This window comes from Amycolatopsis sp., from assembly GCF_025464955.1.
Taxonomy (GTDB): domain Bacteria; phylum Actinomycetota; class Actinomycetes; order Mycobacteriales; family Pseudonocardiaceae; genus Amycolatopsis.
The window spans coordinates 44,633-68,395 of sequence record NZ_JAODNM010000161.1 but is presented as its reverse complement, the minus strand read 5'-3'; the positions used below and the strand labels follow the sequence as shown (position 1 = coordinate 68,395).

General features: G+C 67.7%; 30 protein-coding genes and 2 pseudogenes. 12 read left to right on the top strand and 20 right to left on the bottom strand.

What is annotated here, in order from left to right:
• Positions 1 to 143 precede the first annotated feature (143 nt).
• The 7 genes and pseudogenes from lysA to JWQ81_RS41240 all read right to left on the bottom strand — a co-directional run bounded on the left by lysA (position 144) and on the right by JWQ81_RS41240 (position 4,911).
• A complete protein-coding gene (lysA, locus tag JWQ81_RS41270; protein ID WP_297550638.1) occupies positions 144 to 1,487 on the bottom strand; it encodes a diaminopimelate decarboxylase in 1,344 nt (447 codons plus the stop codon).
• A 146-nt stretch (positions 1,488 to 1,633) separates the two neighbouring features.
• Positions 1,634 to 1,747 (bottom strand): hypothetical protein, encoded by a 114-nt coding sequence (locus tag JWQ81_RS41265; RefSeq protein ID WP_297550636.1) that lies wholly within the window; start codon positions 1,745 to 1,747, stop codon positions 1,634 to 1,636.
• A 218-nt stretch (positions 1,748 to 1,965) separates the two neighbouring features.
• A pseudogene (locus JWQ81_RS41260) lies at positions 1,966 to 2,124 on the bottom strand (helix-turn-helix transcriptional regulator); the annotation flags it as partial.
• Positions 2,125 to 2,141: 17 nt separating this feature from the next.
• Positions 2,142 to 3,122 carry a dihydrodipicolinate synthase family protein gene (locus JWQ81_RS41255; protein WP_297550634.1) on the bottom strand — a complete coding sequence of 327 codons (981 nt, stop codon included), beginning with the start codon at positions 3,120 to 3,122 and terminating at the stop codon, positions 2,142 to 2,144.
• Positions 3,123 to 3,350: 228 nt separating this feature from the next.
• Positions 3,351 to 3,830 (bottom strand): heme-degrading domain-containing protein, encoded by a 480-nt coding sequence (locus JWQ81_RS41250; RefSeq protein WP_297550632.1) that lies wholly within the window; start codon positions 3,828 to 3,830, stop codon positions 3,351 to 3,353.
• 80 nt (positions 3,831 to 3,910) lie between these two features.
• A pseudogene (locus tag JWQ81_RS41245) lies at positions 3,911 to 4,432 on the bottom strand (SDR family NAD(P)-dependent oxidoreductase); the annotation flags it as partial.
• 104 nt (positions 4,433 to 4,536) lie between these two features.
• A complete protein-coding gene (locus tag JWQ81_RS41240) occupies positions 4,537 to 4,911 on the bottom strand; it encodes a VOC family protein (protein ID WP_297550630.1) in 375 nt (124 codons plus the stop codon).
• A 95-nt stretch (positions 4,912 to 5,006) separates the two neighbouring features.
• Between JWQ81_RS41240 and JWQ81_RS41235 the strand changes: the two genes are divergently transcribed.
• Entirely contained in the window at positions 5,007 to 7,085 is a 2,079-nt protein-coding gene (locus JWQ81_RS41235) for a phosphocholine-specific phospholipase C (RefSeq protein ID WP_297550628.1), read from the top strand.
• Positions 7,086 to 7,167: 82 nt separating this feature from the next.
• On the opposite strand, the gene JWQ81_RS41230 is transcribed toward JWQ81_RS41235, so the two are convergent.
• From JWQ81_RS41230 to JWQ81_RS41220, 3 genes are all read right to left on the bottom strand, one after another.
• A complete protein-coding gene (locus JWQ81_RS41230; protein WP_297550626.1) occupies positions 7,168 to 9,189 on the bottom strand; it encodes an NADPH-dependent 2,4-dienoyl-CoA reductase in 2,022 nt (673 codons plus the stop codon).
• Positions 9,186 to 9,737, bottom strand: a complete 552-nt coding sequence (locus tag JWQ81_RS41225) for a PadR family transcriptional regulator (RefSeq protein ID WP_297550624.1) — start codon at positions 9,735 to 9,737, stop codon at positions 9,186 to 9,188. The genes JWQ81_RS41230 and JWQ81_RS41225 overlap by 4 nt, the downstream gene beginning before the upstream one ends.
• A 118-nt stretch (positions 9,738 to 9,855) precedes the next feature.
• Positions 9,856 to 10,026: a hypothetical protein gene (locus JWQ81_RS41220; RefSeq protein ID WP_297550622.1), complete on the bottom strand. Its 171-nt coding sequence runs from the start codon at positions 10,024 to 10,026 to the stop codon at positions 9,856 to 9,858.
• Positions 10,027 to 10,043: 17 nt separating this feature from the next.
• Here JWQ81_RS41220 and JWQ81_RS41215 point away from each other — a divergent pair, with 17 nt between their 5' ends.
• Both JWQ81_RS41215 and JWQ81_RS41210 read left to right on the top strand, forming a co-directional pair.
• On the top strand, positions 10,044 to 11,255 hold the full coding sequence (locus tag JWQ81_RS41215; RefSeq protein WP_297550620.1) for an alpha/beta hydrolase-fold protein: 1,212 nt from the start codon (positions 10,044 to 10,046) through the stop codon (positions 11,253 to 11,255).
• 10 nt (positions 11,256 to 11,265) lie between these two features.
• Positions 11,266 to 11,805, top strand: a complete 540-nt coding sequence (locus JWQ81_RS41210) for a DUF998 domain-containing protein (protein ID WP_297550618.1) — start codon at positions 11,266 to 11,268, stop codon at positions 11,803 to 11,805.
• 5 nt (positions 11,806 to 11,810) lie between these two features.
• On the opposite strand, the gene JWQ81_RS41205 is transcribed toward JWQ81_RS41210, so the two are convergent.
• From JWQ81_RS41205 to JWQ81_RS41195, 3 genes are read right to left on the bottom strand one after another with little or no spacing between them, the layout of a single operon-like run.
• On the bottom strand, positions 11,811 to 12,164 hold the full coding sequence (locus tag JWQ81_RS41205) for an ATP-binding protein (protein ID WP_297550616.1): 354 nt from the start codon (positions 12,162 to 12,164) through the stop codon (positions 11,811 to 11,813).
• A gap of 18 nt (positions 12,165 to 12,182) precedes the next feature.
• Positions 12,183 to 12,938, bottom strand: coding sequence for a SigB/SigF/SigG family RNA polymerase sigma factor (locus tag JWQ81_RS41200; RefSeq protein ID WP_297550614.1), 756 nt, complete (start codon positions 12,936 to 12,938; stop codon positions 12,183 to 12,185).
• Positions 12,935 to 13,351, bottom strand: coding sequence for an anti-sigma factor (locus JWQ81_RS41195; protein WP_297550612.1), 417 nt, complete (start codon positions 13,349 to 13,351; stop codon positions 12,935 to 12,937). The genes JWQ81_RS41200 and JWQ81_RS41195 overlap by 4 nt, the downstream gene beginning before the upstream one ends.
• Positions 13,352 to 13,487: 136 nt before the next feature.
• On the opposite strand from JWQ81_RS41195, the gene JWQ81_RS41190 reads away from it, so the two are divergent.
• From JWQ81_RS41190 to JWQ81_RS41180, 3 genes are read left to right on the top strand one after another with little or no spacing between them, the layout of a single operon-like run.
• Positions 13,488 to 13,796, top strand: coding sequence for a WhiB family transcriptional regulator (locus JWQ81_RS41190; RefSeq protein WP_297550610.1), 309 nt, complete (start codon positions 13,488 to 13,490; stop codon positions 13,794 to 13,796).
• A gap of 57 nt (positions 13,797 to 13,853) precedes the next feature.
• Complete coding sequence (locus JWQ81_RS41185; protein WP_297550608.1) at positions 13,854 to 14,204, top strand: STAS domain-containing protein; 351 nt, start codon at positions 13,854 to 13,856, stop codon at positions 14,202 to 14,204.
• 55 nt (positions 14,205 to 14,259) lie between these two features.
• Complete coding sequence (locus tag JWQ81_RS41180; RefSeq protein WP_297550655.1) at positions 14,260 to 15,045, top strand: metal-dependent hydrolase; 786 nt, start codon at positions 14,260 to 14,262, stop codon at positions 15,043 to 15,045.
• A 10-nt stretch (positions 15,046 to 15,055) separates the two neighbouring features.
• Here JWQ81_RS41180 and JWQ81_RS41175 read toward each other — a convergent pair whose 3' ends face one another.
• Entirely contained in the window at positions 15,056 to 15,340 is a 285-nt protein-coding gene (locus JWQ81_RS41175; protein ID WP_297550606.1) for an FCD domain-containing protein, read from the bottom strand.
• A gap of 19 nt (positions 15,341 to 15,359) precedes the next feature.
• The gene (locus tag JWQ81_RS41170) at positions 15,360 to 15,842 is read right to left on the bottom strand and encodes a helix-turn-helix domain-containing protein (RefSeq protein WP_297550604.1); all 483 of its coding nucleotides are present in this window, start codon (positions 15,840 to 15,842) and stop codon (positions 15,360 to 15,362) included.
• A gap of 97 nt (positions 15,843 to 15,939) precedes the next feature.
• Here JWQ81_RS41170 and JWQ81_RS41165 point away from each other — a divergent pair, with 97 nt between their 5' ends.
• Entirely contained in the window at positions 15,940 to 16,506 is a 567-nt protein-coding gene (locus JWQ81_RS41165; RefSeq protein WP_297550602.1) for a dihydrofolate reductase family protein, read from the top strand.
• Here JWQ81_RS41165 and JWQ81_RS41160 read toward each other — a convergent pair.
• Together JWQ81_RS41160 and JWQ81_RS41155 are read right to left on the bottom strand one after the other, a co-directional pair.
• Positions 16,500 to 16,670 (bottom strand): hypothetical protein, encoded by a 171-nt coding sequence (locus JWQ81_RS41160; RefSeq protein WP_297550600.1) that lies wholly within the window; start codon positions 16,668 to 16,670, stop codon positions 16,500 to 16,502. The two genes, JWQ81_RS41165 and JWQ81_RS41160, sit on opposite strands and share 7 nt — an antisense overlap.
• A 66-nt stretch (positions 16,671 to 16,736) precedes the next feature.
• The gene (locus JWQ81_RS41155; RefSeq protein WP_297550598.1) at positions 16,737 to 17,033 is read right to left on the bottom strand and encodes an antibiotic biosynthesis monooxygenase; all 297 of its coding nucleotides are present in this window, start codon (positions 17,031 to 17,033) and stop codon (positions 16,737 to 16,739) included.
• A 95-nt stretch (positions 17,034 to 17,128) separates the two neighbouring features.
• Here JWQ81_RS41155 and JWQ81_RS41150 point away from each other — a divergent pair, with 95 nt between their 5' ends.
• Complete coding sequence (locus tag JWQ81_RS41150; protein WP_297550596.1) at positions 17,129 to 18,082, top strand: helix-turn-helix domain-containing protein; 954 nt, start codon at positions 17,129 to 17,131, stop codon at positions 18,080 to 18,082.
• A 238-nt stretch (positions 18,083 to 18,320) separates the two neighbouring features.
• On the top strand, positions 18,321 to 18,899 hold the full coding sequence (locus tag JWQ81_RS41145) for a TetR/AcrR family transcriptional regulator (RefSeq protein WP_297550595.1): 579 nt from the start codon (positions 18,321 to 18,323) through the stop codon (positions 18,897 to 18,899).
• A 250-nt stretch (positions 18,900 to 19,149) separates the two neighbouring features.
• Here the strand turns inward: JWQ81_RS41145 and JWQ81_RS41140 are convergent, their stop codons facing one another.
• A complete protein-coding gene (locus JWQ81_RS41140) occupies positions 19,150 to 19,362 on the bottom strand; it encodes a hypothetical protein (protein WP_297550593.1) in 213 nt (70 codons plus the stop codon).
• Between the two features lie 341 nt (positions 19,363 to 19,703).
• Between JWQ81_RS41140 and JWQ81_RS41135 the strand changes: the two genes are divergently transcribed.
• The gene (locus JWQ81_RS41135; RefSeq protein ID WP_297550591.1) at positions 19,704 to 20,060 is read left to right on the top strand and encodes a hypothetical protein; all 357 of its coding nucleotides are present in this window, start codon (positions 19,704 to 19,706) and stop codon (positions 20,058 to 20,060) included.
• 10 nt (positions 20,061 to 20,070) lie between these two features.
• On the opposite strand, the gene JWQ81_RS41130 is transcribed toward JWQ81_RS41135, so the two are convergent.
• Positions 20,071 to 21,714: an ABC transporter permease gene (locus JWQ81_RS41130; RefSeq protein WP_297550589.1), complete on the bottom strand. Its 1,644-nt coding sequence runs from the start codon at positions 21,712 to 21,714 to the stop codon at positions 20,071 to 20,073.
• Positions 21,711 to 22,607: an ABC transporter ATP-binding protein gene (locus JWQ81_RS41125; RefSeq protein ID WP_297550587.1), complete on the bottom strand. Its 897-nt coding sequence runs from the start codon at positions 22,605 to 22,607 to the stop codon at positions 21,711 to 21,713. Before JWQ81_RS41125 ends, JWQ81_RS41130 begins: the two co-directional genes overlap by 4 nt.
• A gap of 95 nt (positions 22,608 to 22,702) precedes the next feature.
• Here JWQ81_RS41125 and JWQ81_RS41120 point away from each other — a divergent pair, with 95 nt between their 5' ends.
• Entirely contained in the window at positions 22,703 to 23,188 is a 486-nt protein-coding gene (locus tag JWQ81_RS41120; RefSeq protein ID WP_297550585.1) for a MarR family transcriptional regulator, read from the top strand.
• 154 nt (positions 23,189 to 23,342) lie between these two features.
• Complete coding sequence (locus JWQ81_RS41115) at positions 23,343 to 23,543, top strand: hypothetical protein (protein ID WP_297550582.1); 201 nt, start codon at positions 23,343 to 23,345, stop codon at positions 23,541 to 23,543.
• Positions 23,544 to 23,763: the final 220 nt, after the last annotated feature.

Genomic DNA, 23,763 nt, shown 5'->3' with positions numbered 1-23,763 from the left:
CAGCACCAAAGATGCTCAATCTCCCCGACACCGTCTGGATCAACCGACCAGCTGACGACACCAGCCAGAAGACCGAACCCGAAGCCGCCTAACACCCACTGGTCTCACTCACCTTGACAAATTCCGGGTGGGTGAACGAGTAGTCAACCCTGATCGCGGCGGAGCAGGTCCTCCTCGGTTTCGCGGCGGACGAGGATGGTGGCGACGCCGTCGCGGACGCCGACCAGCGGGGGCCGGCCGATGAGGTTGTAGTTCGACGCCAGAGAGTGGTGGTACGCGCCGGTGCACGGGACGGCGAGCAGGTCGCCCGCGTGGATGTCGTCGGGCAGCGCGAGGTCGTCGGCGATGATGTCCCCGGACTCACAATGTCGCCCGACGACGACCATCGACCGCCGCGGCGCGTGCGTGGCCCGGCCGACCAGGCGGGCGGTGTACTTCGCGCCGTAGAGGGCGGGGCGCGGGTTGTCGCTCATGCCGCCGTCGACCGCGACGAACGTCTTGCTGCCGCGCTTGACCGCGCACACCCGGTACACGGTGATGCCCGCGCTGCCGACGATCGCGCGACCGGGCTCGATCGTCAAGCGCGGCAAGGGGAAACCGTGTGACGCGCATTCGTACGCCAGCGCCACGTGCAGCCTGCGCGCGTACCCGTCGAGGTCGAATTCGGGGTCGCCGGGGAGGTACGGCACAGCGTGTCCGCCGCCGAGGTCGAGCTCGGTCAGCGTGATGCCGTAACGGTCGCGGATGTCGGTCAGGACGCCCACCATCCGGCGCGCGGCTTCCTCGTACCTGTCCACGCGCGACACCTGCGAGCCGATGTGGCAGTGCAGTCCAACGAGCCGAAGACTGGGCTGGGCCAGCACGGCCTCTACCGCGCGGTCGACGTTGTCGTGGACCTCGGGACGCAGCGAGAAGCCGAACTTCTGGCCCTCGGTGCCGGTGGTGATGGCCTGGTGGGTGTCCGCCTGGACGTTCGGCGTCACGCGGATCATCACCTGCTGACGCCCGTGCGCGAGCGCGCCGAGCTGCTCGATCTCGTCGAGGGAGTCCAGCACGATCCGCCGGACGCCGTAGGCGAGCGCGGCCTTCAGGTCTTCGGGCGTTTTCGCGTTGCCGTGCAACAGGATCCGCTCAGCGGGAAAGCCGACCGACCGTGCGACGGCGATCTCGCCTGCCGAGCACGTATCCAGCGACAGGCCTTCTTCGGCGAGCCAGCGCAGCACGGACTTGGTGCACAGCGCCTTGCTCGCGAACGCGACCTCCGCCTCGGGCAGCGCCGCGCGGTACGCCTTGGCGTGCTCGCGGACCGCGACCTCGTCGAGGAAGTACGCCGGCGTGCCGAAGCGAGCGGCGAGGTGGCTGACCGGGGCGCCCGCGAACATCAGCTCGCCGCCCGGCCCACGCGTCGTGTTCGGCGGCCAAACGCCGGGCTCGAGGGTGTCGGCCGCTTCGCAGCCCAGGCTGGGAAGGAGCTCGGTGAGCGTCACTGTTGCCTCCGTGCTTCGGCGGTGTTACGTACCCCCTAAGCACAGTGCTGTTTCGTCCGCTTCGCACACGCTGGCAACGGTCCCCTGACACTCCGGGGCCGACCACTGACGCCCTGTTTACGCGTGGGTAACTCCGGTCACAACGCTCACGAGTCTTTGAGCTGCGACAGGAAGGCCGTGGCGGTGGTCAGCGCGAGCACCGGGCTGGCCTCGCCGAGCTTGGAGTCGCGGATGCCGATCCAGCCTTCGCCGTTCGCCATCTCGACGCATGCGCCGTTGCCTTGGCTACGGCTGCTCTTGATCCAGTGTGCGTCGAGATCACTTCAGCCTCGGTGAGTTTGATGTCCGAGGCGTCTTGTTCGAGGTCGAAGTACATGCGGAACCACTCGGGGAAGATCGAGCGGTAGCCGGACCAGCGGCCACGGGCCTTGGTGTTGCGGCCGAGGTCGAGCAGGAACGCGATGTGCTGCGGGTCGTCGCCGAAGTACTCCAGGAGCAGTTTCAGGTCGCCGACGCCGACCGGGCTCTGCCCGAGTTCCATGCGGCTGATCTTCGTCGGCGCGCAGTCCAGCTGCAGTGCCGCTTCCGCCGGAGTCCGGCTGGCGAGCTCCCGCACGCGGCGTAGTTCGTTGCCCAGTTGCAGCCTGCGGACCGCTACACCTGGTTTTCACCGAAAACGGCCTGACGAACCTGGTCGCCCTGGGGCTCGATGCCTTGAACACCTTGCACTCGCGGGAGGTCCCACTCGGCGAGTAGTGCGTGGAGGTGGGCGCGTTCGGCGCTGGTCAGGGCCTTGCTCGGGGGGCGGACAGTGGCGCTGCAGAGGCCGAGGTGGGCGAGGGCCTCCTTCACCACGCTGACGTTGTTCGCGTTGTTGTCGGCCGCGCGCATCTCTTCGAACTGCCGGATGCGCTCCCAGCCGGTCATCGCGGTGGCGAAATCGCCTTTGGCTAAGGCGTCGAACATCTCCAGCGACGTCCGCGGGTCGACGTTGACCAGGCCTGAGGTGAATCCCGTTGCCCCGACGGCGAAGTAGCCCGGAGCGGACAGTTCGGCGAGGCCGGCGATCCACACGAACCGCGTCAAGCCGGCATCGCGGGCGACAGAGGCGAAGCGGACGACGTTCGGCACGGCGTACTTGATCCCGATGACGTTGGGGCAGTCTTCGCCGAGCTGTGCCAGCTGTTCGCCGCCGATCGCCGGATTCCGCAGATACAGCACCACGCCCAGCTCCGGCACGGCGTCGGCGATCGCGCGGTGGTAGTCGACCCAGCCGTCGGCGGCAACGTACGGATGTACCGGCTGGTGGATCATGATCATGTCCGCGCCGGTCGCCGCCGCGTGCCTGGCAGCGCGGATCGCCGTGCTGATGTCGTGGCCCACCCCGGCCAGCACACTCGCGCCCGTACCCGCCGCCGCTACCGTCGTTTCCAGGCATAGCCGGGATTCCGGCCCGTCGAGGGCGTAGAACTCGCCCGTGTTGCCGTTCGGCGTGATCACCTCGACCCCGGCGTCGACCAGCCGGCGGACCAGCCTGCCGTAGGCGCTCGCGTCGACCTTGTCGCGGTCGTCGAACGGCGTGACCGGAATGGCGACCACCCCGGCCAGTCGCGCCCGCTGCCGTTCGAACGTCATAGGGCCGCCTCCGCCAGATAGCGTCTGATATATGATGTGATCACTCACGGTACCACGCGGAGGCGTTCCCTCGGGGCCACCTTCATGGCGTAAGGCGTACTCAGCTAGGCCTTGACGACGTCTCTGCCCTACCGAGAGTGCCTTCGGGAGTCCCAGCAGTCACACCGCCATCACCAGCGCCACCTGCTAGAGGGTGGCCCCGCGGGGTCCCTGGGCCCGGCCCCAAGATCAGCTGAGCGTGGGCAAAAAAGCCTCGAGCTGTTCGACGACGAAGGCGTGGTCGGCGGCTTGCGGCAGGCCGGAGACGCCCACGGTGCCGATCGGGCCGACGCCGTCGACGATCACCGGGAAGACGCCGCCGTGGGCGGCGTAGGTGTCCGGGTCGAGGCGCGAGTTCTCCTCGAAGGTGCCCCCGTCCGCGCGGAACCGGGTGCCGACCGCGAACGAGCTGTGCCCGTAGCGGTCGACGACCCGGCTCTTGCGGTCGATCCACGCGTCGTTGTCCGCGGACGTTCCGGGCCGTGCGGCATGGAAAAGCCGCTGGTCACCGCGTCGCACGGAGATCGTGACGGCGAGTCCCTGCTGCTTCGCCGCGTCGAGCAGGTGCAGGCCGAGTGCCAACGCCGTCTCGTTGTCGAACCGGGGGAAGCGCAACCGCTCCTCCTGGGCGAGGAGTTCGGCGAGCAGGGTTTTCTCGGCGTTGACCATGCCGCCTATTAAAGCAACAGTGTTGTCTAATTGCCAGTGAACGAGGTCGCCGGCCCCAGAGCCTCGACCGCGTCGAGGTCGGCGAGCCGTGCCTTCGCCGGGCCCATGACCTGGGCGTAGTCGCCGATCGCGTCGGCCCACCGGATCGACCGCCCGCCGAAGTCGGTCCGGAACGGCCCGGGTTCGACGATTGTCACCCGGATGCCGAGGTGCGCGACCTCTGCGGCGAGTCCTTCGGACAGCCCTTCGACGGCGAACTTCGAGGCGGCGTACGCGGAGCCGCCGACGGCCGCGAGCACGCCGGCCACCGACGACATCTGCACGATGTGTCCGGATCGCTGCCGCCGCAGGAGCGGTAGAACGGCCTTGGTCACCGCCAGCATCCCGAAGACGTTGGTGTCGAACTGCGCCCGAAGGTCCTTTTCGGATACTTCCTCGACAGCGCCGCGCAGGCCGTAGCCCGCGTTGTTCACCAGCACGTCGATGCGCCCGAAGCGCGCTTCGGCCTCGGCGACGGCAGTGGTTACCTGCTCGGGATCGGTGACGTCCAGCCGAACCGAGCCGGCCTGGTCGGGCGCACCGGCGATCAGGTCGGCGACGGCGTCGATGGTGCTCCTGGTTTCGGGTGATCGTCGTTGAAACTAGCCAGCTGACGCAGCCCTGACCAATAGGTTCCCAGCACCTGAGCGATCGGGAACTCGATCGCTCAGGAGAACTCGGTGAGCGAGAGCGTGTTCCCGTCGGGATCGGTGAACCAGGCGACCTTGTCGCCACCGGGGGTGGTCCAGATGCCGCGGTCGTCCTGGCCCATACCTTCGTAGGTGGTGAACGAAACGCCCCGCACGAGGAGTTCGTCGATCGACCCGGCGATGTCCTCGACCTCCCAGCCGAGCACGGTGAACGGCTGCGGTGTCAGCTCTTCCACCTGAGTGACCCGCAACATCGTTGTCCCACTGCGGAAAACGCACGCGAACGGGCTGGTCTCGACGAGCTCGAGACCCAGGAGGCCGGCGTAGAACTTCGCGGCTCGGTCGAGATCCGTTGCCGGAGCAAAGCCGATAAGTCGGGCGGAGTTCGCCATGGTTTCACCTCTTCCAGTGCTTTCGATACTTGATCGCGCGTGCGGATTGCACAACGCTGCCACGGGGGCTCTTGGCTTACAAGAAGGAGAACACTATGGGGAAGCCGGAAGGTCGGATCCGCCGCCGGACAGTACTGGGTGGGGCGGCGGCCGCGGCCGGGATCGCCGGAGTGTCCGGTGTGCTGCCTGCCGGGATGGCCGAGGCGCTCGCCGAACCGAGCCGGAAGGGCAGTCTTGACGACGTCAAGCACGTCGTGGTGCTGATGCAGGAAAACCGGTCATTCGATCACTACTACGGCACCATGCCCGGCGTCCGCGGTTACGGCGACAAGGCGGCCCTCCGGCTGCCGCTCGGCAAGGACGTCTTCCACCAGCCTGACCTGCTGCGCGTCGACGGCGGGTATCTGCTGCCGTTCCACGTCGACACCGCCGTGGTCGACGGGCAGGACCTCGGCGACCTCGCACACGACTGGGACACCACGCATCTCGCGTGGGCTGGGGGCGCGTACAACGGGTGGATCCCGTCGAAGTCCCAGCTGAGCATGGGCTACTTCACCCGCGACGACATCCCGTTCCACCGTGCGCTCGCCAGTGCGTTCACCATCTGCGACAACTACCACTGCTCGATCCAGGGCCCGACCACGCCGAACCGCCTCTACCACTGGACCGGGATGATCGATCCGGATGGCAAATCGGGCGGCCCCGCGACGTTCAACCCGCCCGACTATCAGCCCGCCTACAAGTGGACGACGTATCCAGAACGGCTGCAGGCCGCCGGGGTGTCGTGGCAGGTGTACGCGAACGATGAGGTCGGCGACGGTACGAACGGCCTAGTCGGGGACTACGGCGACAACCCACTGTGGCTCTTTCAGGCGTACCACGACTCCCTGGCGTCGTCCGACCCGGCGACCAGGCAACTCGCCGAGCGCGCCGGCCTCCGCACGACGTGGAAGCCGGACTCCGGTCAGGGCAAGAGCGTCGACCACGTGCTTGAGCAGTTCATCGCCGACTGCGCCGCCGGGACGCTGCCGAGCGTGTCCTGGGTCGTCGCGCCGCACTCGTACAGTGAGCACCCGGAGGCCCGGCCCGTCGACGGCGCGGCGTACACGCAGGGGGTACTGAAGGCGCTGTGGGACAACCCGAAACTGTGGGAATCGACAGTCCTGCTGATCAACTACGACGAAAACGACGGTTTCTTCGACCACATGCCGCCGCCCGCCGCGCCCGACGGCACCCGCGCCGAGCTGCTGCCCGCGATCCAGCCGGTGACCGCCGGGTTCCCGCCGCCGAGCGGGCCGAACGTGCCGATCGGGCTCGGCCCGCGCGTGCCGATGACGGTGATTTCGCCGTGGAGCCGGGGCGGCTGGGTCAATTCGCAGGTGTTCGACCACACGTCCGTCCTGCGCTTCCTCGAGAGGTGGACGGGCGTGCAGGAGCCGAACATCTCGGACTGGCGCCGGTCCATCTGCGGCGATCTGACCAGCTGTTTCGACTTCCGCGAGTTCGATCCGTCGACGCCGTCGCTGCCCGATGCGAACGCGCTGCGCGACCAGGCTGACGCCACGGAGTCGAAGCTTCCGAAGGCCGCTCCGCCCGCGCTGGGGCAGCAGGTCGTTCCGAGGCAGGAGCCGGGACGCGCGCCGGCCAGGCCGCTGCCGTACCAGCCGATCGCCGGGGTGTCCGTCGGGCTCGCGTCGATCGACCTGAAGCTGGAGAACCACGGCTCGGAGGCGCTGCAGCTCGCGTCGTATGCGTACCACCTGCTGGGCGTTTCGCAGCGGTTCGACGTCCCGCCCGGGGGCTCTAGCAGCGGAAACATCGTGTTCGTGGCGGTGTACGACCTGGCGATCCACGGGCCGAACGGGTTCGTGGTGGAAGCCGCGGGCAACACGCTGACCGGGGGTATCGAGGCGCAACTGTCTCTGGCGGGGACGGCCGCGTCGCCGAAGTTGACGCTGACCGTCGTCAACTCGCGGCTGTTGCCGGTCACCATCGGGGTCAGCGGGGCGCCCGGGTTCACCGTCCCCGGCCGCGGGTCGCACGCGCTCACGCTCGACCCGATCGTGTCCGACCACGGCTGGTACGACGTCACCGTCAGCCTCGCCGGCCAGCCGTCGTGGCGCCGCCGCTTCGCCGGCCACCTCGAAAACGGCCTCCCCAGCAAAACCGGCTAGCCCCCGCTCTTTGCTCGCAACTCGCCGTCGAGTTGCGATAGTTGGTGTCTGCAAGGACCGCAACTCGCCGTCGAGTTGCCGTTTAGAGGGTGGCGGCGAGGCGGGTGCCTTGGTCGATCGCCCGTTTGGCGTCGAGTTCGGCGGCGACGTCGGCGCCGCCGATGACGTGCACGGCGACGCCGGCCGCGCGGAGTTCGTCGGCCAGTTCCCTTGCGGGCTCCTGGCCCGCGCTGATCACGACGTTGTCGACGTCGAGCACGCGCGGGTTCTCGTGCTTGTCGCCGAACGTGATGTGCAACCCGGCGTCGTCGATCTTCTCGTAGTTGACCCCGGGAATCCGCTCGACGCCCTTCGCCTTCAACGCCGCGCGGTGCACCCAGCCGCTGGTCTTGCCGAGCCCGGCGCCGATGGTCCCCTTCTTGCGCTGCAACAGGAAGACCTGCCGCGGCGACGGCGACGGCACGGGTTCGACCAGACCACCGACCGCGGTTTCCGGGTCCGCGACGCCCCACTCGGCCATCCAGGCGTCGAGGTCGAGCGCGGGTGAGGTGCTGTGCGTCAGGAACTCGCTGACGTCGACACCGATCCCGCCGGCCCCGATCACGGCGACCTTCGCGCCCACCGGCTTCCCGGTTTTCACGACGTCCACATAGGACAAAACCTTGGGATGGTCGATGCCCGGGATGTCCGGGATCCTCGGCGTCACACCGGTGGCGATGACGACGTCGTCGAAGTCGGTCAGCGAGGCCGCGGTGGCCCGGGTGTTCAGGTGCAGTTTGACGCCGGAAAGCTCGATCTGCCTGGCGTAGTAACGGATCGTCTCGGCGAACTCCTCCTTGCCGGGGATCTTCCTGGCGATGCCGAACTGGCCGCCGATCTCATTGTCCGCTTCGAACAGTTCGACGGCGTGCCCGCGTGAGGCGAGGCTGGTCGCGGCCGCGAGCCCGGCCGGTCCGGCACCGACAACGGCAACGCGCTTGACCTTGCGGGTCGGCGCAAGTACCAACTCCGTCTCGCGGCCGGCCCGCGGATTCACCATGCAGGACACCAGTTTGCGCTTGAACGCGTGGTCGAGGCAGGCCTGGTTGCAGGCGATGCAGGTATTGATCTCGTCCTCGCGCCCGCTCGACGCCTTGGTGATCCACTCCGGATCGGCGAGGAACGGCCTGGCCATCGACACCAGGTCCGCGCTGCCGTCGGCGATCGCTTCGTCGGCGACCTGCGGCATGTTGATCCGGTTCGAGGTGACCACCGGGATGCCGACGTGCGGCTTGAGCTTCCCGGTCACCCAGGTGAACGCGCCGCGTGGCACCGACGTCACGATCGTCGGAACGCGGGCCTCGTGCCAGCCGATCCCGGTGTTGATGATGGTGGCGCCCGCCGCCTCGACGTCCTTGGCCAGCGCGACGACGTCCGCCCAGGACTGTCCACCTTCGACAAGGTCCAACATGGACAGTCGGTAGATGATGATGAAGTCGGGCCCGACGGCCGCCCGCGTGCGGCGGACGATCTCCACCGCGAACCGGCGCCGCTTTTCCGGCGTGCCGCCCCAGCCGTCCTTGCGCTTGTTGGTGCGCGGCGCGAGGAACTGGTTGATCAGGTAGCCCTCCGACCCCATGATCTCGACCCCGTCGTAACCGGCTTCGGCTGCCAGTACCGCACAGTTGACGAACGCGCGGATCTGCCGCAGCACGCCGTACCCGGTCAGCGCCCGCGGCCGGAACGGGTTGATCGGCGCCTTGATGCTCGACGCGGACACGCTCAGCGGGTTGTACGAGTAGCGGCCGGCGTGCAGGATCTGCAGCGCGATCTTGCCGCCGGCCTCGTGGACCGGCGCGGTCAACTGCTTATGCGCCTTGGCTTCCGCGGACGTCGAGAGCTTCGACGCGAGCGGCAGCAGCCAGCCCGTCTTGTTCGGCGCGAACCCGCCGGTGACGATCAGGCCGACGCCGCCGCGCGCGCGTTCCGCGTAGTACTCGGCGAGCTGGGGGAAATGCGAGGCCTTGTCTTCCAGGCCGGTATGCATCGACCCCATGATCACGCGGTTGCGCAGGCTGGTGAAGCCCAGGTCGAGTGGCGACAGCAAGTTCGGGTACTGACTCATGATCGGCCTTTCTCGTTGTCCGTGCGCAGGGCCCGCAGAACCTCTTCGAACCAGTCGAGGTGGCCTTGTTCGGTGCGGATTCCGCCGCGCAGCACGAGGTACTGGTGCAACGCGCTGCCGCTGAGCTCGCCGGGAGCGGGGAAATCGCGTTTCTCGATGTGGCGGTAGGCGTCGTGCCGTTCGGCGTGGACGTCGCGGTGGCGGGCGATTTCGGCGAGGACGGCTTCGGGGTCACCGAACGACGCGCCGCGGATCTTGACCGCGATCTCCCGCGCGCCGGCGTTCGCGTTCGGCTCGGCGAGCCAGCGTTTCAGCTCGTCCCGGCCAGGATCGCCGACCGTGTAGACCTTCTTGTCCGGTCGGCCGTCCTGCTCGACGTGGTCGACGGCGATCCAGCCCGCCTCCTCCATCCGCTTGAGCACGCGGTAGATCTGCTGGTGGCTGGCCTGCCAGAACAGGCCGATCGACTTCTCGAACCGCCGGGTCAGCTCGTAGCCGGTCCCGGAGCGCTCGGAGAGCGAAACCAGGATCGCGTGTTCCAACGCCATCTGCTCAGCATCATATGCAACGAGTTGCAGTGCAACGAGACGCGCATCACTGACTCGTGAGCGCCGCGACCGGTTCTTACCGGCCGGAACACTCACCAGTCAGGCGTGGACGACGTGGTCAGCCGGGTGCGCCGCCGGCTTTCCTGTCGCTGATCGGGTGACGTGACGTTGTCGAGGTGTGACTCACATCACACCTCGACAACATGATCACCGCACGGTGCGTCTTCACTCTCGGAATAGCAAGCTCGACGATGGCGTACTCCTTACGCTCGACGATGCGCTTGCGCATCGAAAGGAATGCCCGCCATGCACGCCAGCGCGATCAGACTGGATTCCACCACCACCCTCATTGTAGTCGCGGTACTGGCTTTGCTGGCCGTGATCGCGGTGCCGGTTTTCTGGGATAAATGGGGCTGGAAGAAAACGGGCCGCGCCACGTCGACAGTGGCCGCGGTGATCCTGCTGGTGACCGGCAGCGGCCTGGCGCTGAATATCGTCGGCGGATTCTTTCCGACTTTGGGTTCGCTGCTCGGCACGTCCGTCAACCCTGGCGAGGGAACAAACGCCGACGCGGGCGAGAACGGCTCGGGCCTCGGCCGTCTGCAGGACGCGAACGCCCAACGCGCCCGCGAAGGCAAGAGTTCGGTGCTGCACATGACGGTCAAGGGCCAGCGCACCGGCATCACCCGGGACGTGAACCTCTACCTTCCGCCGGAGTACTCCGATCCATCCTATCGCGACTACGTCTTCCCGGTGATCGAGTGGATTCCGAACTATCCTTCGGGTCCCGAGGTTGCGGTCGGCCCCTACCACCTCCCCGACGCCCTCGACGCCGCCCGGGTCAAAGGCCTTCTGCCGCCGTCGGTCGTCATCATTCCCGACCCGAGCGGCGAACCCCGGATCGGGCACGACACGGAATGTGTCGACGAGGCGAACGGGCACGCGAACGACACGTACCTTTCTTCGGACATCCGTAACTGGGCGATCCACACGCTGCACGTCAACCCGGACCGGAAAGCCTGGACCATCGCCGGCTGGTCGTCGGGCGGGTACTGCGCACTCGACCTCGTCTCCCGGCATCCCCAGTGGTATGCCAATGCGGCCAGTGTGAGCGGCTACGACAAAGCCTCTATCGATGCCGAAACTGAGGACCTTTTCCACGGTCGTAAAGACATCTCCGACGCGAACACGATTTCGCTGAACCTCCAGCGGCATCCTTCGCCGGTTGAGCTGCTGATCATCGCGGGCGCCAAGGAAAAAGACGAAAAGGCGTCGATCGACACGATTCGTCACGCCATTACGGGGCCGACCGTGATGTATTCCTGGATCATTCCCGACGCCGGGCACAATATGAACACGTTCAAGTCGCAGCTACCGGACGTGCTGTCGTGGATCGGCTCGAAAAGCGCGGCCCCGCGCCCGAAAACCGATCAGCACATCGAGTCGAGTGGCGGTGTGAAGGCCTGGCCACTGCCGCACACCGGCGGCCACGGAGCATTGACCGACGTCGAGAGCTAGCGTCACCCCAGTGAAAACCTGGGCAGTCGTGTCGTCGTTGGTCGCACCCGTGGCCATGATCGGCGGCTGGACCCTCGCGGCCGCACTGCAGCCGAACTTCGACTCGCTCCGCCAGACGATCAGTGAGCTCGCCGGTTACGGCGCCCGAGATCGCTGGGTGATGACGTGCGGACTCGTACTGCTGGGGGTCTGTCATGTGGTGACGGCGGCGGGACTGGCCGGCATCCGGCCGCTCGGCCGTCTGCTGCTCGCGTTGGGAGGCGCGGCCATCGGCGTGGTCGCGGCGCTACCGGTGCCCGCGCACGGGCCGTCGACCGCACACGGTGTCTTCGCCTACCTCGGGTTCGCCGCACTGGCCTTGTGGCCTCTCGCTGGTACTCAAGGCGCATCGGCCCTTTCGTCCGTTGCCACCGTTGTCCTGCTGGGACTTCTTCTTGTCGCCCTTCTGCACGTCGGCGGCCCCGCGTACGTCGGGCTCGTCGAACGTCTGCTGGCCGGTGCGGAGTCCTTGTGCCCGGCGGTATTCGTCCTCAGCACCCGCAACCGCTGAACCGTTCAGGGGAGGACGAACCGGGCCCAGACGCACTTTCCGTTCGCGGAGTCCTCGCTGCCCCACGCGTTCGCGAGCCGCTCGACCAGCCAAAGGCCGCGTCCGCGTGGGGTGGGTGCTTTCGGCGCCCTCGGCGCCGGGCGATCCGAACCGGGGTCGTAGACGCGGATGGTGAGCACGCCGTCGGAATGGTCGATCTCGAACCGGCATTGTCCACCGCCGTGTTCGACGGCGTTGGTGACCAGTTCGGACGTCACCAGCACGATGTCCTCGGCGAGGTCGCCGTTCAGCCCGAGCACGGAGATGGCCCGGCGGACCTCCTGCCGGGCCTGCGAGGGTGCCGTGGCGTCACTCTCCATCAGCGTCCACAAAAACCATCACTCCGCTATTCCGTCGTCGCCGAGACCCTCGCGAAGGGTTTTCAGCGTCCCGCTCAGCAACCGCGACACCTGCATCTGCGACACGCCGACCCGCCGCGCGATGTCCGACTGGCTCAGGCCGTAACCGAACCGGAGCGCGACGATCTTGCGTTCCCGCTCGGGCAGGCTGTCCAGGAGCGGCCGCAGCGCCTGACGCAGCTCCGCCTGGTCCAGGTTGGCGTCGGCCTCACCGAAACCGGGATGGGCGGAATTCTCCAACATGCTGTCGAGTGACGCACCGTATCGGCCTTGGCCGGCGCGGAGCCCTTCGTAGACCTCCTCGACCGGAACCCCGAGATGTGCCGCGATCTCACTCGGTTTCGGTGCCCTCGACAGCCTTGTCGTCAGCTCCTCGCGAGCCGCCGCGATGTTCCCGTTGAGCTCCTTCAGCCGTCGCGGCACCCGCACCGACCAGCTGTTGTCGCGGAAATGGTGGCGCAGCTCGCCCGAAATCGTCGGTACCGCGAAGCCGAGGAAGTCGGTGCCGTGCGCAGGGTCGAACCGGTCGACGGCGTTGATCAGGCCGATCGTCGCGATCTGGACGAGGTCGTCCATCGCCTCGTCGCGGTTGCGGAACTTCCTCGCCAGGTTGCGGGCGAGTTCGAGGTGGGCGCGCACGATCTCGTCGCGAAGGCGCTCACGGCGCGGGTCGTCAGGTTCGAGCTCGGCAAGCTGCCTGAACAGCGCGTGCCGGTCGGCTTCCTCTGGCGTCACCGGCTTGCCGTCTCGCCTTCGTGCACCAGTTCGACTTGCGCGAGGTACCCGTCACCGGCCGGCGTGACCGTCCTCTCGACGGACGTCGTCAGCGCCGACAGGAGTTGCCAGCCCAGCGCGTTGCCGTCGGCGAGCTCGGCTGAATCGGTCAGCACCGAGACCGCCACTTGGATGCGGTTGGGGGACGTCGTGAAGACGCAGCGCAGGTTGCCGTCGGACGCCGAACCCAGCAGGAGCGAGCAAGCTTCGTCGACAGCCATCCGGAGGTCCTCGATGGCGTCGAGGTCGAAATCCTGCCGCATCGCGACATCAGCGGCTACTGTGCGTAACGTTGGTATCACCGCTGGTACCGCCGCGGTGCGAACCTCGATCACTTGAGCGCCGTCCCCAGCACCGGGGGTGTCATCCACCACAGGTAGTCCTCTCGTCGGCGCAACACTAACGAATCCAGTGCCCAAGATCGCGCCAAGCCAAACCGGCCGTTTGATCCGAACCAAGCGTGGGCACCCCCCACTCGACGTGATGATCACAGGAAAGGCGGAGGACGACATGGCTGACGTGAGCCGGTTGCCGACCGTGGTCTCGGAGGAGTGGGAATGGCAGCTCAAAGGAGCCTGCCGAGGGGCGGACAGCAGCCTCTTCTTCCACACCGACAACGAGCGCGGATCGGCCCGCGAACGGCGTGAGTCGCGTGCGAAGCGGATCTGCCAGTCCTGTCCGGTGCTCGAGAGGTGCCGGCAACACGCGCTCACCGTCGAGGAGCCGTACGGGATCTGGGGCGGCCTTGGTGAGATCGAGCGCCGTGAGCTCTTCCTCCAGCAGCGACGAATGGCACGCAAAGTGACGCCGACCGGCTGATCGACAGGTCCCCGGGGCATTGGGCTAGGGTCCTTTTCGACCCTGAGGAGTATGTGGATGACCTCCGTCGAGCCGAACGCTCCAACGCCCGGATTCAGCATCAAGGTGGCGGCCGGTGAGCCCCAGCCGCGAGTGCTCGTCGTCGGCGAGCTCGATCTGTTGACCAGTCCGCAGCTGACCGACGCACTGACCCGGTTGCTCGACGACAGCACCCGGACAAGGTTGCTCGTCGACCTGACGGGCGTCACGTTTTTTGATTCGTCCGCGCTGAACGTGCTGCTCCAGGCGCAGAACCGCGCCGCGGAGCAGCAGGTCGAGCTGGCCATCGTCGCCAGCCCCATGGTGAGCCGGGTCATCGAACTGACCGGCGTCACCGAGCACCTCACCATGTCGCCGCCCCCGGAATAGCTCACCTCTGACACACCGTCCGAGCTAACTGGGGAACTGGGGAAACAGCACCATGATGGGGCGGACGCATGCGCTCACCGGCTGGTGCGCGGGTCTGGCCTTGGCGCCGGTCCTCGGCGCGGGCACCGTGCACCAGGCAGTCGTTTTCGGCGCCACCACCGCCGGGTTCGCGCTGCTCCCGGACCTCGACCATCCCGGTGCGAGCGCGTCAAGGCTGCTCGGGCCGCTGACCGGGCTGATCTCCTGGATCCTGCGCCGGACGTCGGCCGCGTTGTACGCCCTGACCAAGGGCCCGCGCGACGAGAAGGTCACCGGCCAGCACCGGCACATGTCGCATACCGTCCTGTTCGCGCTCGGACTTGGCGCCGCGACGGCCGCCGGCACCCGCGCGGGCGGTCCGTGGGCCGTCGCCGGAGTGGTGATCTTCGGCCTGCTGCTCGGCGCGGCCGCCCTCGGCGACTGGCTGTTACCCGTTGCCGCCGGCGGGGTCGCGTGGTGGATCTACACCGCCGGCCCCGACCACGCCCGTGAGCTGTCCGAAGTCTCGGGCTGGCTCGGGATAGCCGTGGCCGCGGGGTGCTTCGCGCACTGCCTCGGGGACTCCTTGACGGTGGCGGGCTGCCCGTTTCTGTTCCCCATCCCGATCGCCGGCGAGACCTGGTACGAGATCCGGCCGCCGCGCGCGCTGCGCTTCCGGACCGGCAAGAAGGTCGAGAACAGGCTGATCTTCCCGGTCTTCGCGATCGCCGCGGTCCTCTTGGTACCCGGGGTCTGGGCGTTCACCACCAGCACCGCGCACCGGCTGTTCGTCCCGCCTGCCTCGCAGACCGCGAACCCGTGAACTGGCGCGGCTATCCTGCGCGGTTGTCGGCCTTCGGGCCGGTGCCCTCTCTGGCGCACATCGTCGCGGCCTGATCCACGTGCTCGGCCGCGGCGATCGCGAACCGGTCCCAGATCCGCTCGCTGGCGTCTTCCAGAAGCGGGTTTCCAGACAGGGCGTTCAGGCATCGGTGAAAGGTGAGGTTGGCCCCCCACACGGCGCTGGCGTCGTCCTCCGCCGCAAGCTCGTCCATCTTGTCGCTCGCTTCCCGAGTTCGGTGAGCTGACGTGGCGACAGGCGCGGCCTCGTTCAACACCTGAAGTCCACATAGGACATCAGAGTGCGGCGGCGTAGGCCTCGGCTAGGCGTTCCATGACGTTGGGGCCATTCCGTTCCGGTGCTGGTTCGCCGAGGTGGATGGCCCGCAGGTCGGCCATGAACTCGGCCCATAGTTCGGGGCCGCCGGCGGCGAGCAGTTCCGCGCGTACACGGAGCTGTTTCGTCGTCGGGCGGTGGCGCAGGCCCCAGTCGCCGAGTTGAGCGAAGATGGGCACCAGCTGAATCGACGACTCGGTCAGGCTGTAGGCCGCGCGCCGACCCGGTCCGGCGTCTTCGCGGGTCAGCAAGCCCGAGCCCACCAGCCGTTTCAGCCGATCGGCCAGGATGTTGGAGGCGATCCCCTCCTCGGAGGTGGTGAGCAACTCCCTGAAGTAGCGCCGATTCCCGAACATCACGTCCCGCAGCACGAGCAGGCTCCAGCTGTCACCGAACGCCTCGACCGCGGCGTTGATCGGACACCCCGACCGCGCCTCCGCCAACTCGCACCTCCTTTCCCAGCTGGTTGCAATCTACCACCAGTTGCCCTAGGGTGAGTCTTCCGGTTGCAAAACGCAACCAGATTCCAGGAGGCGTCGAATGAACGACACCGAACCGCAGACCGCAGGGGGGAAGGTGCTCTGGCACTTCCTGATGTCGCTGGACGGCTTCGTGGCGGGGCCGAAGCACGAGATGGGCTGGATGACCGGGATGTCGGTCCGTCCGGGCCTGCACACCGAATACATCGAGACCACGGGCGCCGTGCTGGGTGGTCGAGACGGCTGGGACGTCGTGAACGACAGCCGGCCGTACGGCGGCGCTTGGCAGGGCCCGATCTTCGTGCTCACCCATCATCCCGAGGACGCGGAACCCGCCGACGGAGTCACCTTCCTGAACTGCGGTCCGGCGGAGGCGGTGCGCATCGGGCTGGCCGCGGCCGGCGGCAAGAACCTCGAGGTCTTCTCGCCCGACATCGGCCGTCAGTTGCTCGAACTGGGCATGATCGACGAGATCGACCTGCACCTCGCGCCGGTACTGCTGGGCGAGGGCATCCGGCTGTACGACAACCCCGGCAAAGTGCCGATCCGCCTGCACCTGGTCGGCGCAGGCGATCCGACAGCCGTTGTCAACGTGCGATACCGACCCGTCACAACCGCGGTTCAGTGACTGCCCTGGATCAGCTTGAGCAGTTCGGGGTCACCGGCGATTCTGCGTTGCTGGATTTCCGCGATCCTGGACGGCAGGTCCAATTCGTCATCGTCACCGACATCGAACGCGCTGAGCAGGCTCGTGCATGTCAACCTGGCCCGTTCAGCGTCGGCGAGAGGCACTGGAGACCGGCTGGAAGCGACTGCAAGGACGTATGGAGTCGGGCCGTGCGATGGGAGACGCCAAGGTTACTTGACCGCGATGACGTCGATCGGCCGGATGTCCGGGTCCTTCGCCAGCAGGTCGGCGGCGACCTTGCCCAGTTCGATCGGGACCTGGCCGTTGAGGTGCGCCTGCCTGCCCTCCTCGGCGTCGAACGTGTCGAAGATGCCGTAGGTCGTGTCGCTCACCTTGAACGCGTACCAGGTGACGGTCTTCGACTCGGCGACGGCCAGTGCCCGGCCGGCCTCGAGGAACGCGGCCAGGTCATCGCCCTTGCCGGGCTTGGCCTCCAGGAGGGCGAGTAGTCCACAGCTGACGGTCATATCGTCGTTTCCCTTCTTCGGTTCGTCACCAGGCTATCGACGGGTTGGGCACGTCCGGCAGTGGCGGATGCGCCGTTTTTGATACTATTCCCGACATGCGGATCGCGGTGGCAGCGCTGGACGGACTGTTCGACTCGGGCCTGAGCGTGGTCCTCGACGTGCTGGCGACGGCGAACTCGCTCCGGGACGACGCCGCGGGCAGCCCGTCGCCGTTCGAGGTGGTCGTCACCGGACTGGGCAGCACGGCTCGCACGGGGCACGGCCTCGCCGTGCAGACCGTGCCGCTGTCCGACCTCGGCGGGGTGCCCGACGTGTTCGTGATGCCCGCGTTGGCGGTGCAGGCACCTTCGCTCGTCATCAAGACCGTGCGCGAGCATCCCCTGGTGGAGCGGATCCGCGACCTTCGTGATGCCGGGGCGATGCTCGCCGCGGCGTGCACCGGCACGTTCTTCCTCGCGGAGTCCGGTGTTCTCGACGGGCGGGTGGCGACGACAAGCTGGTGGCTCGGATCGGCGTTCCGCAGTCGGTATCCGGCGATCGCCCTGGACGACAGCCGCACCCTCGTCACCGACGGGCAGGTCACCACGGCCGGGGCCGCGTTCGCCCACATCGACCTGGCGATCTCGTTGGTACGCCAGCACAGTCCCGAGCTCGCCGAGCTGGTCGGCCGGTACCTGGTGACCGGCGACCGTCCTTCGCAGGCCGCCTTCGCCGTGCCGTCGCTGCTGGCCGGCACCGACCCGCTGACAGCCGAGTTCGAGCGGTGGATCCGGGACCACCTCGCCGAACCGTTGCAGGTCGCGGAGATCGCTCGGAAGCTCGGGGTCAGCGAGCGCACGTTGCAGCGCTCCACCGCGGCCGTGCTGGGCATGTCGCCGCTGGACTTCATTCAGGAGGTCCGCATCGACCAGGCCACCTACCTGCTGCGCACGACGAACCGGACCGCCGGCTCGGTCGCGGCCGCCGTCGGATACCAGAACGTCGGCACCCTGCGCGGGCTGGTCCGTCGGCGCCGCGACACCACGCTCAGCAACTTGCGCCGGACCTGAACCGCGGGAAGTGGTCAGCGTTCTGCTTGTCGCGTGGCCAGGGCGGTGCGCGCCTGTGCTGTCCACTGTGGCGCGTTCCAGCGTTCCGCGACGGCGATCGTCTGGGCGAACGAGCCGTATCCGTTCGCAACTCGCCGTCGACTTGCGGTCTCTTAGAAACTAAGAGACCGCACAAAAGTACAAAAGTGCCCCGCAGGGGGGTGGGAACACCGGCGGGGGCGGCGGTGTTGGAGCTGGGGTGACGGTCGAGAAGCCAGCGCTGCGCGCGGATGCCAGGCGCAACCGGGAGCGTGTCCTGGCTGCCGCCGAAGCGGCGTTCGCCGTCGACGGGTTGGCCGTGCCGCTAGACGAAATAGCGCGCCGCGCCGGGGTGGGTGCGGGCACGGTGTACCGGCATTTCCCCAGTAAGGAAGCGCTGTTCCAGGCCGTGGTGCTCGATCGGCTGGCGGTGTTCTCCGCGGAGGCGCGGACGCTACTGGAGGCGAGCGATCCCGGCGAGGCCTTCTTCGACTACTTCAAGCGCGTGATCGTGCAGGTGTCGCTGGACAAGGCGCTCTGTGACGCGCTCACGGAGACCACCGGCTCAGGGTTCAAGGCCGAGGCGGATGACGACTTCCGTGACGGGCTGGCCGAGTTGCTCGCCAGGGCCCAGCGCGCGGGCGCGGTCCGTGCCGACCTCGACCCAGCCGATCTGAGGGCGCTCGTGATCGGTTGCCTCGCGGTGGAACGGCACGCGCCGCCCGGGCACCATCATCTCGTCGACGTCGTCCTCGACGGACTCCGCGTCACGCAAGTCACTCGGCGTAGCTTCCGGTAGGTCGTGCAGGCGGCGCACCGGTGAGCACAGCAGCCAGATCCACGGGCCGACCATGCCGACGTAGAACCCCAGCGCCGGATCGGGTGGGTCATGACCAGCCCCAGCCCTTCCGCGATTTCGCTGCGAAGATCCTTCTGCGCAAGGGGTTCCGGTCGCGGTTCCGGCGCCCGGATGCGACGCAGCCACAGCGCCGACCACAGGAAGCTCAGCGCGTCGGCCAGGATCGCGGCCGGACCGCCGAACGCCTGGATCAGGAACCCCGCGGCACTCGGCCCGGCCACCGCGGCGACGGACTGACCAGGCGAGGCAGGTACGTCGGATGGGCGACGTCGAAGAAGACGCTGAACACCCCGGCCAGCAGCACCGCCGCGAGCAACCACCAGACGGTGAGGACGCCGAATGCGGCGGCGACCGGATCGCGGAGCAGTCCGCCCTTCCGCGTGGTGTGGATCTCCCCAGGCATCTCTTCACGATGACACTGGATACCGGGACTGTCGAGAAAGTTGAGCCCCCCACACTCAACTTTCTCGACTGTCTCCCCGTCGTGGTCACCCCCGTGAACCACGACACTGAGTCTGCCGCGCCGCCCGGTCGCCCGGTATCGGGAACAACCCTGGCCTGACCCGGAGATCTGACCCTGACGGGCGAGGCGCGGCGCCTTGCACACTGCGTAACAGAAACTAAGATCAACACGAGTTCACTAGTAGACGTTTCCGGCGTCAGAACGAGTTTGGTCGAGAGTTGAGGTAACTCTCCGTTATTTAGTCAGCTGTGACCTTCGGGCCGTGCCGAGGAGGTATCGGCGTGTTCGGACAGAGAGCTGAGCCAGGTCCGCTGGCGATCGGTGTGCTTGCCGGGTTCGCGCTCGGGCTGCTGGTCGCCGGGATCATCGTGGCCGGCCGCACGGATATGCGGCCGACCCTTTCGACGAACGTCACCGAGCCCGCGCCCAGTTCGCAGGCGGCCGTGCCGGTGGTCGAAACCGTGACGAGCCAGCCGACGCCGTTGACGGTCACCCACGTCGTGCCGCCGGTGCCGGCACCCACGGTGACCAGCACGGTCACCGTCACCGCGCCGCCGCAACCGCCGACCTCGCTGCCCGTGGCGACTGAGCAGCCTTCGCGCATCATCGCTCCCTCACGACCGCCCATCTGGCCGTGAGGGAGACGGGCTACCCGATGTCGCGGCGGCGGAAGGAAGCCAGTCCGACACCGAAGGCAGCGGCGGCGACGATCAGCAGCCACACCAGCGGAGTGGCAGTGAAGGGCGCGCTCGGCAGTTTCGGGATGTGGGTGAACGGCGAGATGTCCATGACCGCCTGGCCGAGGTTCGCGGCCGGGCCGATCAGCGTGATCAGCAGGAACACCGACACCACGCCCCAGGCCCCCGCGGACCAGCGCGGCCGGACGCCGTAGAGCAGCATCGCGGCACCGGCGACCACCCACACCGCGGGCACCTGGGCCAGCATCGCCTTGAGCATCGACGTCACCTGCCCGCTGACGTCGTGCATCTGCAGGCCGCTGAACAGGCCCGCCGAAGCACCCGCGACGACCAGCACCAGCACGCTCCCGAGCAGCGCGAACACCAGGTGCCCGGCCGCCCAGCGCAGCCTGCCGACCGACGTCGCGAGCAGCGGCTCGACCCGCATCCCGGTCTCTTCCGAGCGCATCCGCAACGTCGCCTGCACGGCGTACAGCGCGATCACGACACCGAAGATCGCGCCGAGCGACGCGATGTAGGCCTGGACGACGGCGGTCGAACCACCCATCCGTTCGAAGATCTGCCGTGCCTGCTCGGAGTCACCGATCACGCCGTCGATGCCGTTGACGAGCGACCCCAGAACGCCGCCCATCACCGCGAAGCCGATCAGCCAACCGATGAGCGCTCCGCGTTGCAGCCGCCAAGCGAGGGCGAACGGCGACTTCAGCCGCGCCGAAGCGCTGGTAGGACCGGGCCTCGCTGCCCACAAGCCCATGCCCAGGTCGCGGCGAGGCAGGAGGAAGTACGCCACGCCTGCCATGGCGGCGCTCGCGGTGAGGAGCAGCCCCAGGATCCACCAGCGTTCGCCCGCGTAGGCGCGGAGTTGTGTGTTCCAGCCGATCGGCGACAGCCACGAGAGCCAGCTGACGTCTTTGGACGAGTCGCCGGCGGCGCGAAGCAGAAAGACGACGCCGAGGATCGCCGAGCTGATCCCGTTCGCGGTGCGGGCGTAGGTGACGAGCTGTGCGGCGGCGGCCGCCACTCCGGTGAACACCCAGCCGACCAGTGCGAGACCGAGGCCGAACGCGACCGAGCCTGTCACGGGCAGCCCGGTGACGACCAGCCCGACAGCGGCGATCAGGCCGCTGGCTAGCGCGGCCGCGCCGGCGACCGACACGGCCGCGGTCAGCGGGGCGAAGCGCCCGACGACAGCGGACGCCAGCAGCTCCAGGCGTCCGCTGTCCTCTTCGGCCCTGGTGTGCCGGACGACGGCGAAGATGCAGGCCAGCGCCAGCAGCACCGGTAGGAATGTGCCGTACTTCCACGCCGTGTAGCCCCCGGCGGTGGACAGGTCGAACGCCGGGCCGTAGATCAGCCTCACCGACGGGCTCGCCCCGAGTCCCGCGGTGAGCGACGCACGAGAGGCCGCCGTCGCGTAGATCGAGTTGTAGGTGCTGACGGTCGCTGCCGGGATCAGGCCGATGACGTACACGCTGATCGGCAAGGTGATCCGGTCGCGGCGCAGGGCCAGGCGGAACAACTGCCAGGTGCCGGCGAACGAATGGGACGGCCCGGCCGTGACAGCGGGTGCGGGCCGGTCGAGCGTCGACGTCATCGCGCGCTCGCTTCGTCGGTGTAGTGGCGCAGGAACAGCTCTTCGAGGGTCGGCGGCTGGCTGACCAGGCTGCGAACGCCGACCTGCGTCAACTGCACCAACGCCTTGTCGAGGGAGTGCGTCTCGACGTCGAAGCGCACCTTGTTGCCGTCGACCTTGAGGTCGTGGACGTCGGCCAGCTTCGTGAGTCCGTTGGGCGGGCCGTTGAGTTCGGCGGTGATCGACGTCCGCGTCAGGTGCCGGAGCTCGGCGAGCGTTCCGGTCTCCATGTTGCGCCCGTTGCGAATGATGCTCACCTTGTCGCACAAGGCTTCCACCTCGGCGAGGAGGTGACTGGACAGCAGCACTGTGCGGCCCTGCTCGCGGTCCTCTCCGATCACGTACTGGAAAGTGGCTTCCATCAGCGGGTCGAGGCCCGAGGTCGGCTCGTCGAGGATCAGCAGGTCCACTCGGGACGACAGGGCCGCGATGATCGCGACCTTCTGCCGGTTGCCCTTGGAGTAGGTGCGGCCCTTCTTCTTCGGGTCGAGATCGAACCGCTCGATGAGTTCGGCGCGGCGGCGCTGGTCGAGCCCGCCCCGAAGCCTCCCCAGCAGGTCGATCACCTCGCCGCCGGACAGGTTGGGCCAGAGGCTGACGTCCCCGGGGACGTAGGCGAGCCGCCGGTGCAAACTCGCCGCGTCCTTCCACGGGTCGCCGCCGAGGAGCCGCACGGTCCCCGAATCCGCGTGCAGCAGGCCGAGCAGTACCCGGACCGTGGTCGACTTCCCCGCGCCGTTCGGGCCGAGGAAGCCGTGCACCTCACCGGTGGCGACCTGGAGATCCAGGCCGTCCAAGGCGTGTGTCCGGCCGAAGGACTTGTGGAGGCCGGAGATGGCGATGGCGTTTTCCATGGCCATGAAGGTACACTTATTTCACAAAGTTGTGAAGATACGTAAAAGTGTGGATCGAGTGGGTCTCGTCTGCCGGATCGGAGAAGATGACCTTCATGACGACGTCGGAGAACCGCGACGAGGATGCCGTGCGGCGCTATGTCGAGAATCTGGGCCTGGTGCTGTCCCAACTCGGTATGCAGCGAATGGCGGCGAGGGTGTTCGCCGCGGTCATGGTCACCGACGAGGGCAGGCTGACCGCGGCCGAGCTGGCCGAGCAGCTGTCGGTGAGTCCGGCCGCCATCTCCGGCGCGGTCCGGTACCTCGAACAGGTCGGGCTGCTGCTGAAGGAGCGCGAGCCCGGCGAACGGCGTGACCACTACCGCCTGTACGACGATCTCTGGTACTCGACGTTCCTCAAGCGCGACCGCAACCTCATCGTCTGGCGGGACGCGGCGGCGGACGGCATCGTCGCGCTCGGTGCGGACACTCGCGCCGGGAAACGGCTCACCGAGATGCAGGACTTCCTGTCGTACCTGCTCAGGGAGATTCCCGCGTTGTACGAGCGCTGGCACACCGAACGTGAAGCCCGCTTGAAATAGCCCTCGAAACAACCGTCTGTGACCGGTTGACCGCTGGACGTGTGAGGGACCGCGCTCATGTGAGCGCGGTCTCCTCGATTCCGGGGAAAAATAGCTTCTTTGTGTATCTGGCGGGATCCTCATTGCGTCTTATGGAGCAACAGAGGAGGACACGATGACGACGAACGACATCGCCGAAGAAGAGTCCACGGTCGAGCCACTGGCCACCGCCGGGACCACTTCGACCCTGCCGCCTGCCGAGCCGAAGACGAAGTCGAAGCCGAAGCCCAAACACAGCCTGCGCCCGAACAACGGCTGGGAAGCCAACACCCCGCCGCCGGAACCGCTGGTACCGCCGGAACCGCTGGTCAACTGAACCACCGAAGTTCCATCGAACTGGTGATGGCCGACAGCCGAGGGGGCCGCCGGCCATCACCTTCCGATCCCCGAGACGAGGGGCTAGGGGATCGGAACACCCAGGGGGAGTGCAGCCGCGGGGGACGGGGCTGCTCTAACGGGTGGGAAATGGCCGGCCGGTCTTCGAGAGTGATCTCGAAGACCGGCCGGCAACTCCTGTTTGCGCAGGTGAACGAAGT

What these genes read in the sequence shown, in the direction of transcription:
- JWQ81_RS41215 (WP_297550620.1), top strand. Translation starts at nt 10,044, where the DNA reads ATGCACGCCAGCGCGATCAGACTGGATTCCACCACCACCCTCATTGTA.
- JWQ81_RS41155 (WP_297550598.1), bottom strand. Translation starts at nt 17,033, where the DNA reads ATGACCGTCAGCTGTGGACTACTCGCCCTCCTGGAGGCCAAGCCCGGC.
- JWQ81_RS41125 (WP_297550587.1), bottom strand. Translation starts at nt 22,607, where the DNA reads ATGGAAAACGCCATCGCCATCTCCGGCCTCCACAAGTCCTTCGGCCGG.
- JWQ81_RS41250 (WP_297550632.1), bottom strand. Translation starts at nt 3,830, where the DNA reads ATGGTCAACGCCGAGAAAACCCTGCTCGCCGAACTCCTCGCCCAGGAG.
- JWQ81_RS41235 (WP_297550628.1), top strand. Translation starts at nt 5,007, where the DNA reads ATGGGGAAGCCGGAAGGTCGGATCCGCCGCCGGACAGTACTGGGTGGG.
- JWQ81_RS41225 (WP_297550624.1), bottom strand. Translation starts at nt 9,737, where the DNA reads ATGGCGTTGGAACACGCGATCCTGGTTTCGCTCTCCGAGCGCTCCGGG.
- JWQ81_RS41220 (WP_297550622.1), bottom strand. Translation starts at nt 10,026, where the DNA reads ATGCGCAAGCGCATCGTCGAGCGTAAGGAGTACGCCATCGTCGAGCTT.
- JWQ81_RS41150 (WP_297550596.1), top strand. Translation starts at nt 17,129, where the DNA reads ATGCGGATCGCGGTGGCAGCGCTGGACGGACTGTTCGACTCGGGCCTG.
- JWQ81_RS41255 (WP_297550634.1), bottom strand. Translation starts at nt 3,122, where the DNA reads ATGACGTTCGAACGGCAGCGGGCGCGACTGGCCGGGGTGGTCGCCATT.
- JWQ81_RS41190 (WP_297550610.1), top strand. Translation starts at nt 13,488, where the DNA reads ATGGCTGACGTGAGCCGGTTGCCGACCGTGGTCTCGGAGGAGTGGGAA.
- JWQ81_RS41165 (WP_297550602.1), top strand. Translation starts at nt 15,940, where the DNA reads ATGAACGACACCGAACCGCAGACCGCAGGGGGGAAGGTGCTCTGGCAC.
- JWQ81_RS41120 (WP_297550585.1), top strand. Translation starts at nt 22,703, where the DNA reads ATGACGACGTCGGAGAACCGCGACGAGGATGCCGTGCGGCGCTATGTC.
- JWQ81_RS41240 (WP_297550630.1), bottom strand. Translation starts at nt 4,911, where the DNA reads ATGGCGAACTCCGCCCGACTTATCGGCTTTGCTCCGGCAACGGATCTC.
- JWQ81_RS41180 (WP_297550655.1), top strand. Translation starts at nt 14,260, where the DNA reads ATGGGGCGGACGCATGCGCTCACCGGCTGGTGCGCGGGTCTGGCCTTG.
- JWQ81_RS41130 (WP_297550589.1), bottom strand. Translation starts at nt 21,714, where the DNA reads ATGACGTCGACGCTCGACCGGCCCGCACCCGCTGTCACGGCCGGGCCG.
- JWQ81_RS41140 (WP_297550593.1), bottom strand. Translation starts at nt 19,362, where the DNA reads ATGCCTGGGGAGATCCACACCACGCGGAAGGGCGGACTGCTCCGCGAT.
- JWQ81_RS41265 (WP_297550636.1), bottom strand. Translation starts at nt 1,747, where the DNA reads ATGGCGAACGGCGAAGGCTGGATCGGCATCCGCGACTCCAAGCTCGGC.
- JWQ81_RS41115 (WP_297550582.1), top strand. Translation starts at nt 23,343, where the DNA reads ATGACGACGAACGACATCGCCGAAGAAGAGTCCACGGTCGAGCCACTG.
- JWQ81_RS41205 (WP_297550616.1), bottom strand. Translation starts at nt 12,164, where the DNA reads ATGGAGAGTGACGCCACGGCACCCTCGCAGGCCCGGCAGGAGGTCCGC.
- JWQ81_RS41230 (WP_297550626.1), bottom strand. Translation starts at nt 9,189, where the DNA reads ATGAGTCAGTACCCGAACTTGCTGTCGCCACTCGACCTGGGCTTCACC.
- JWQ81_RS41185 (WP_297550608.1), top strand. Translation starts at nt 13,854, where the DNA reads ATGACCTCCGTCGAGCCGAACGCTCCAACGCCCGGATTCAGCATCAAG.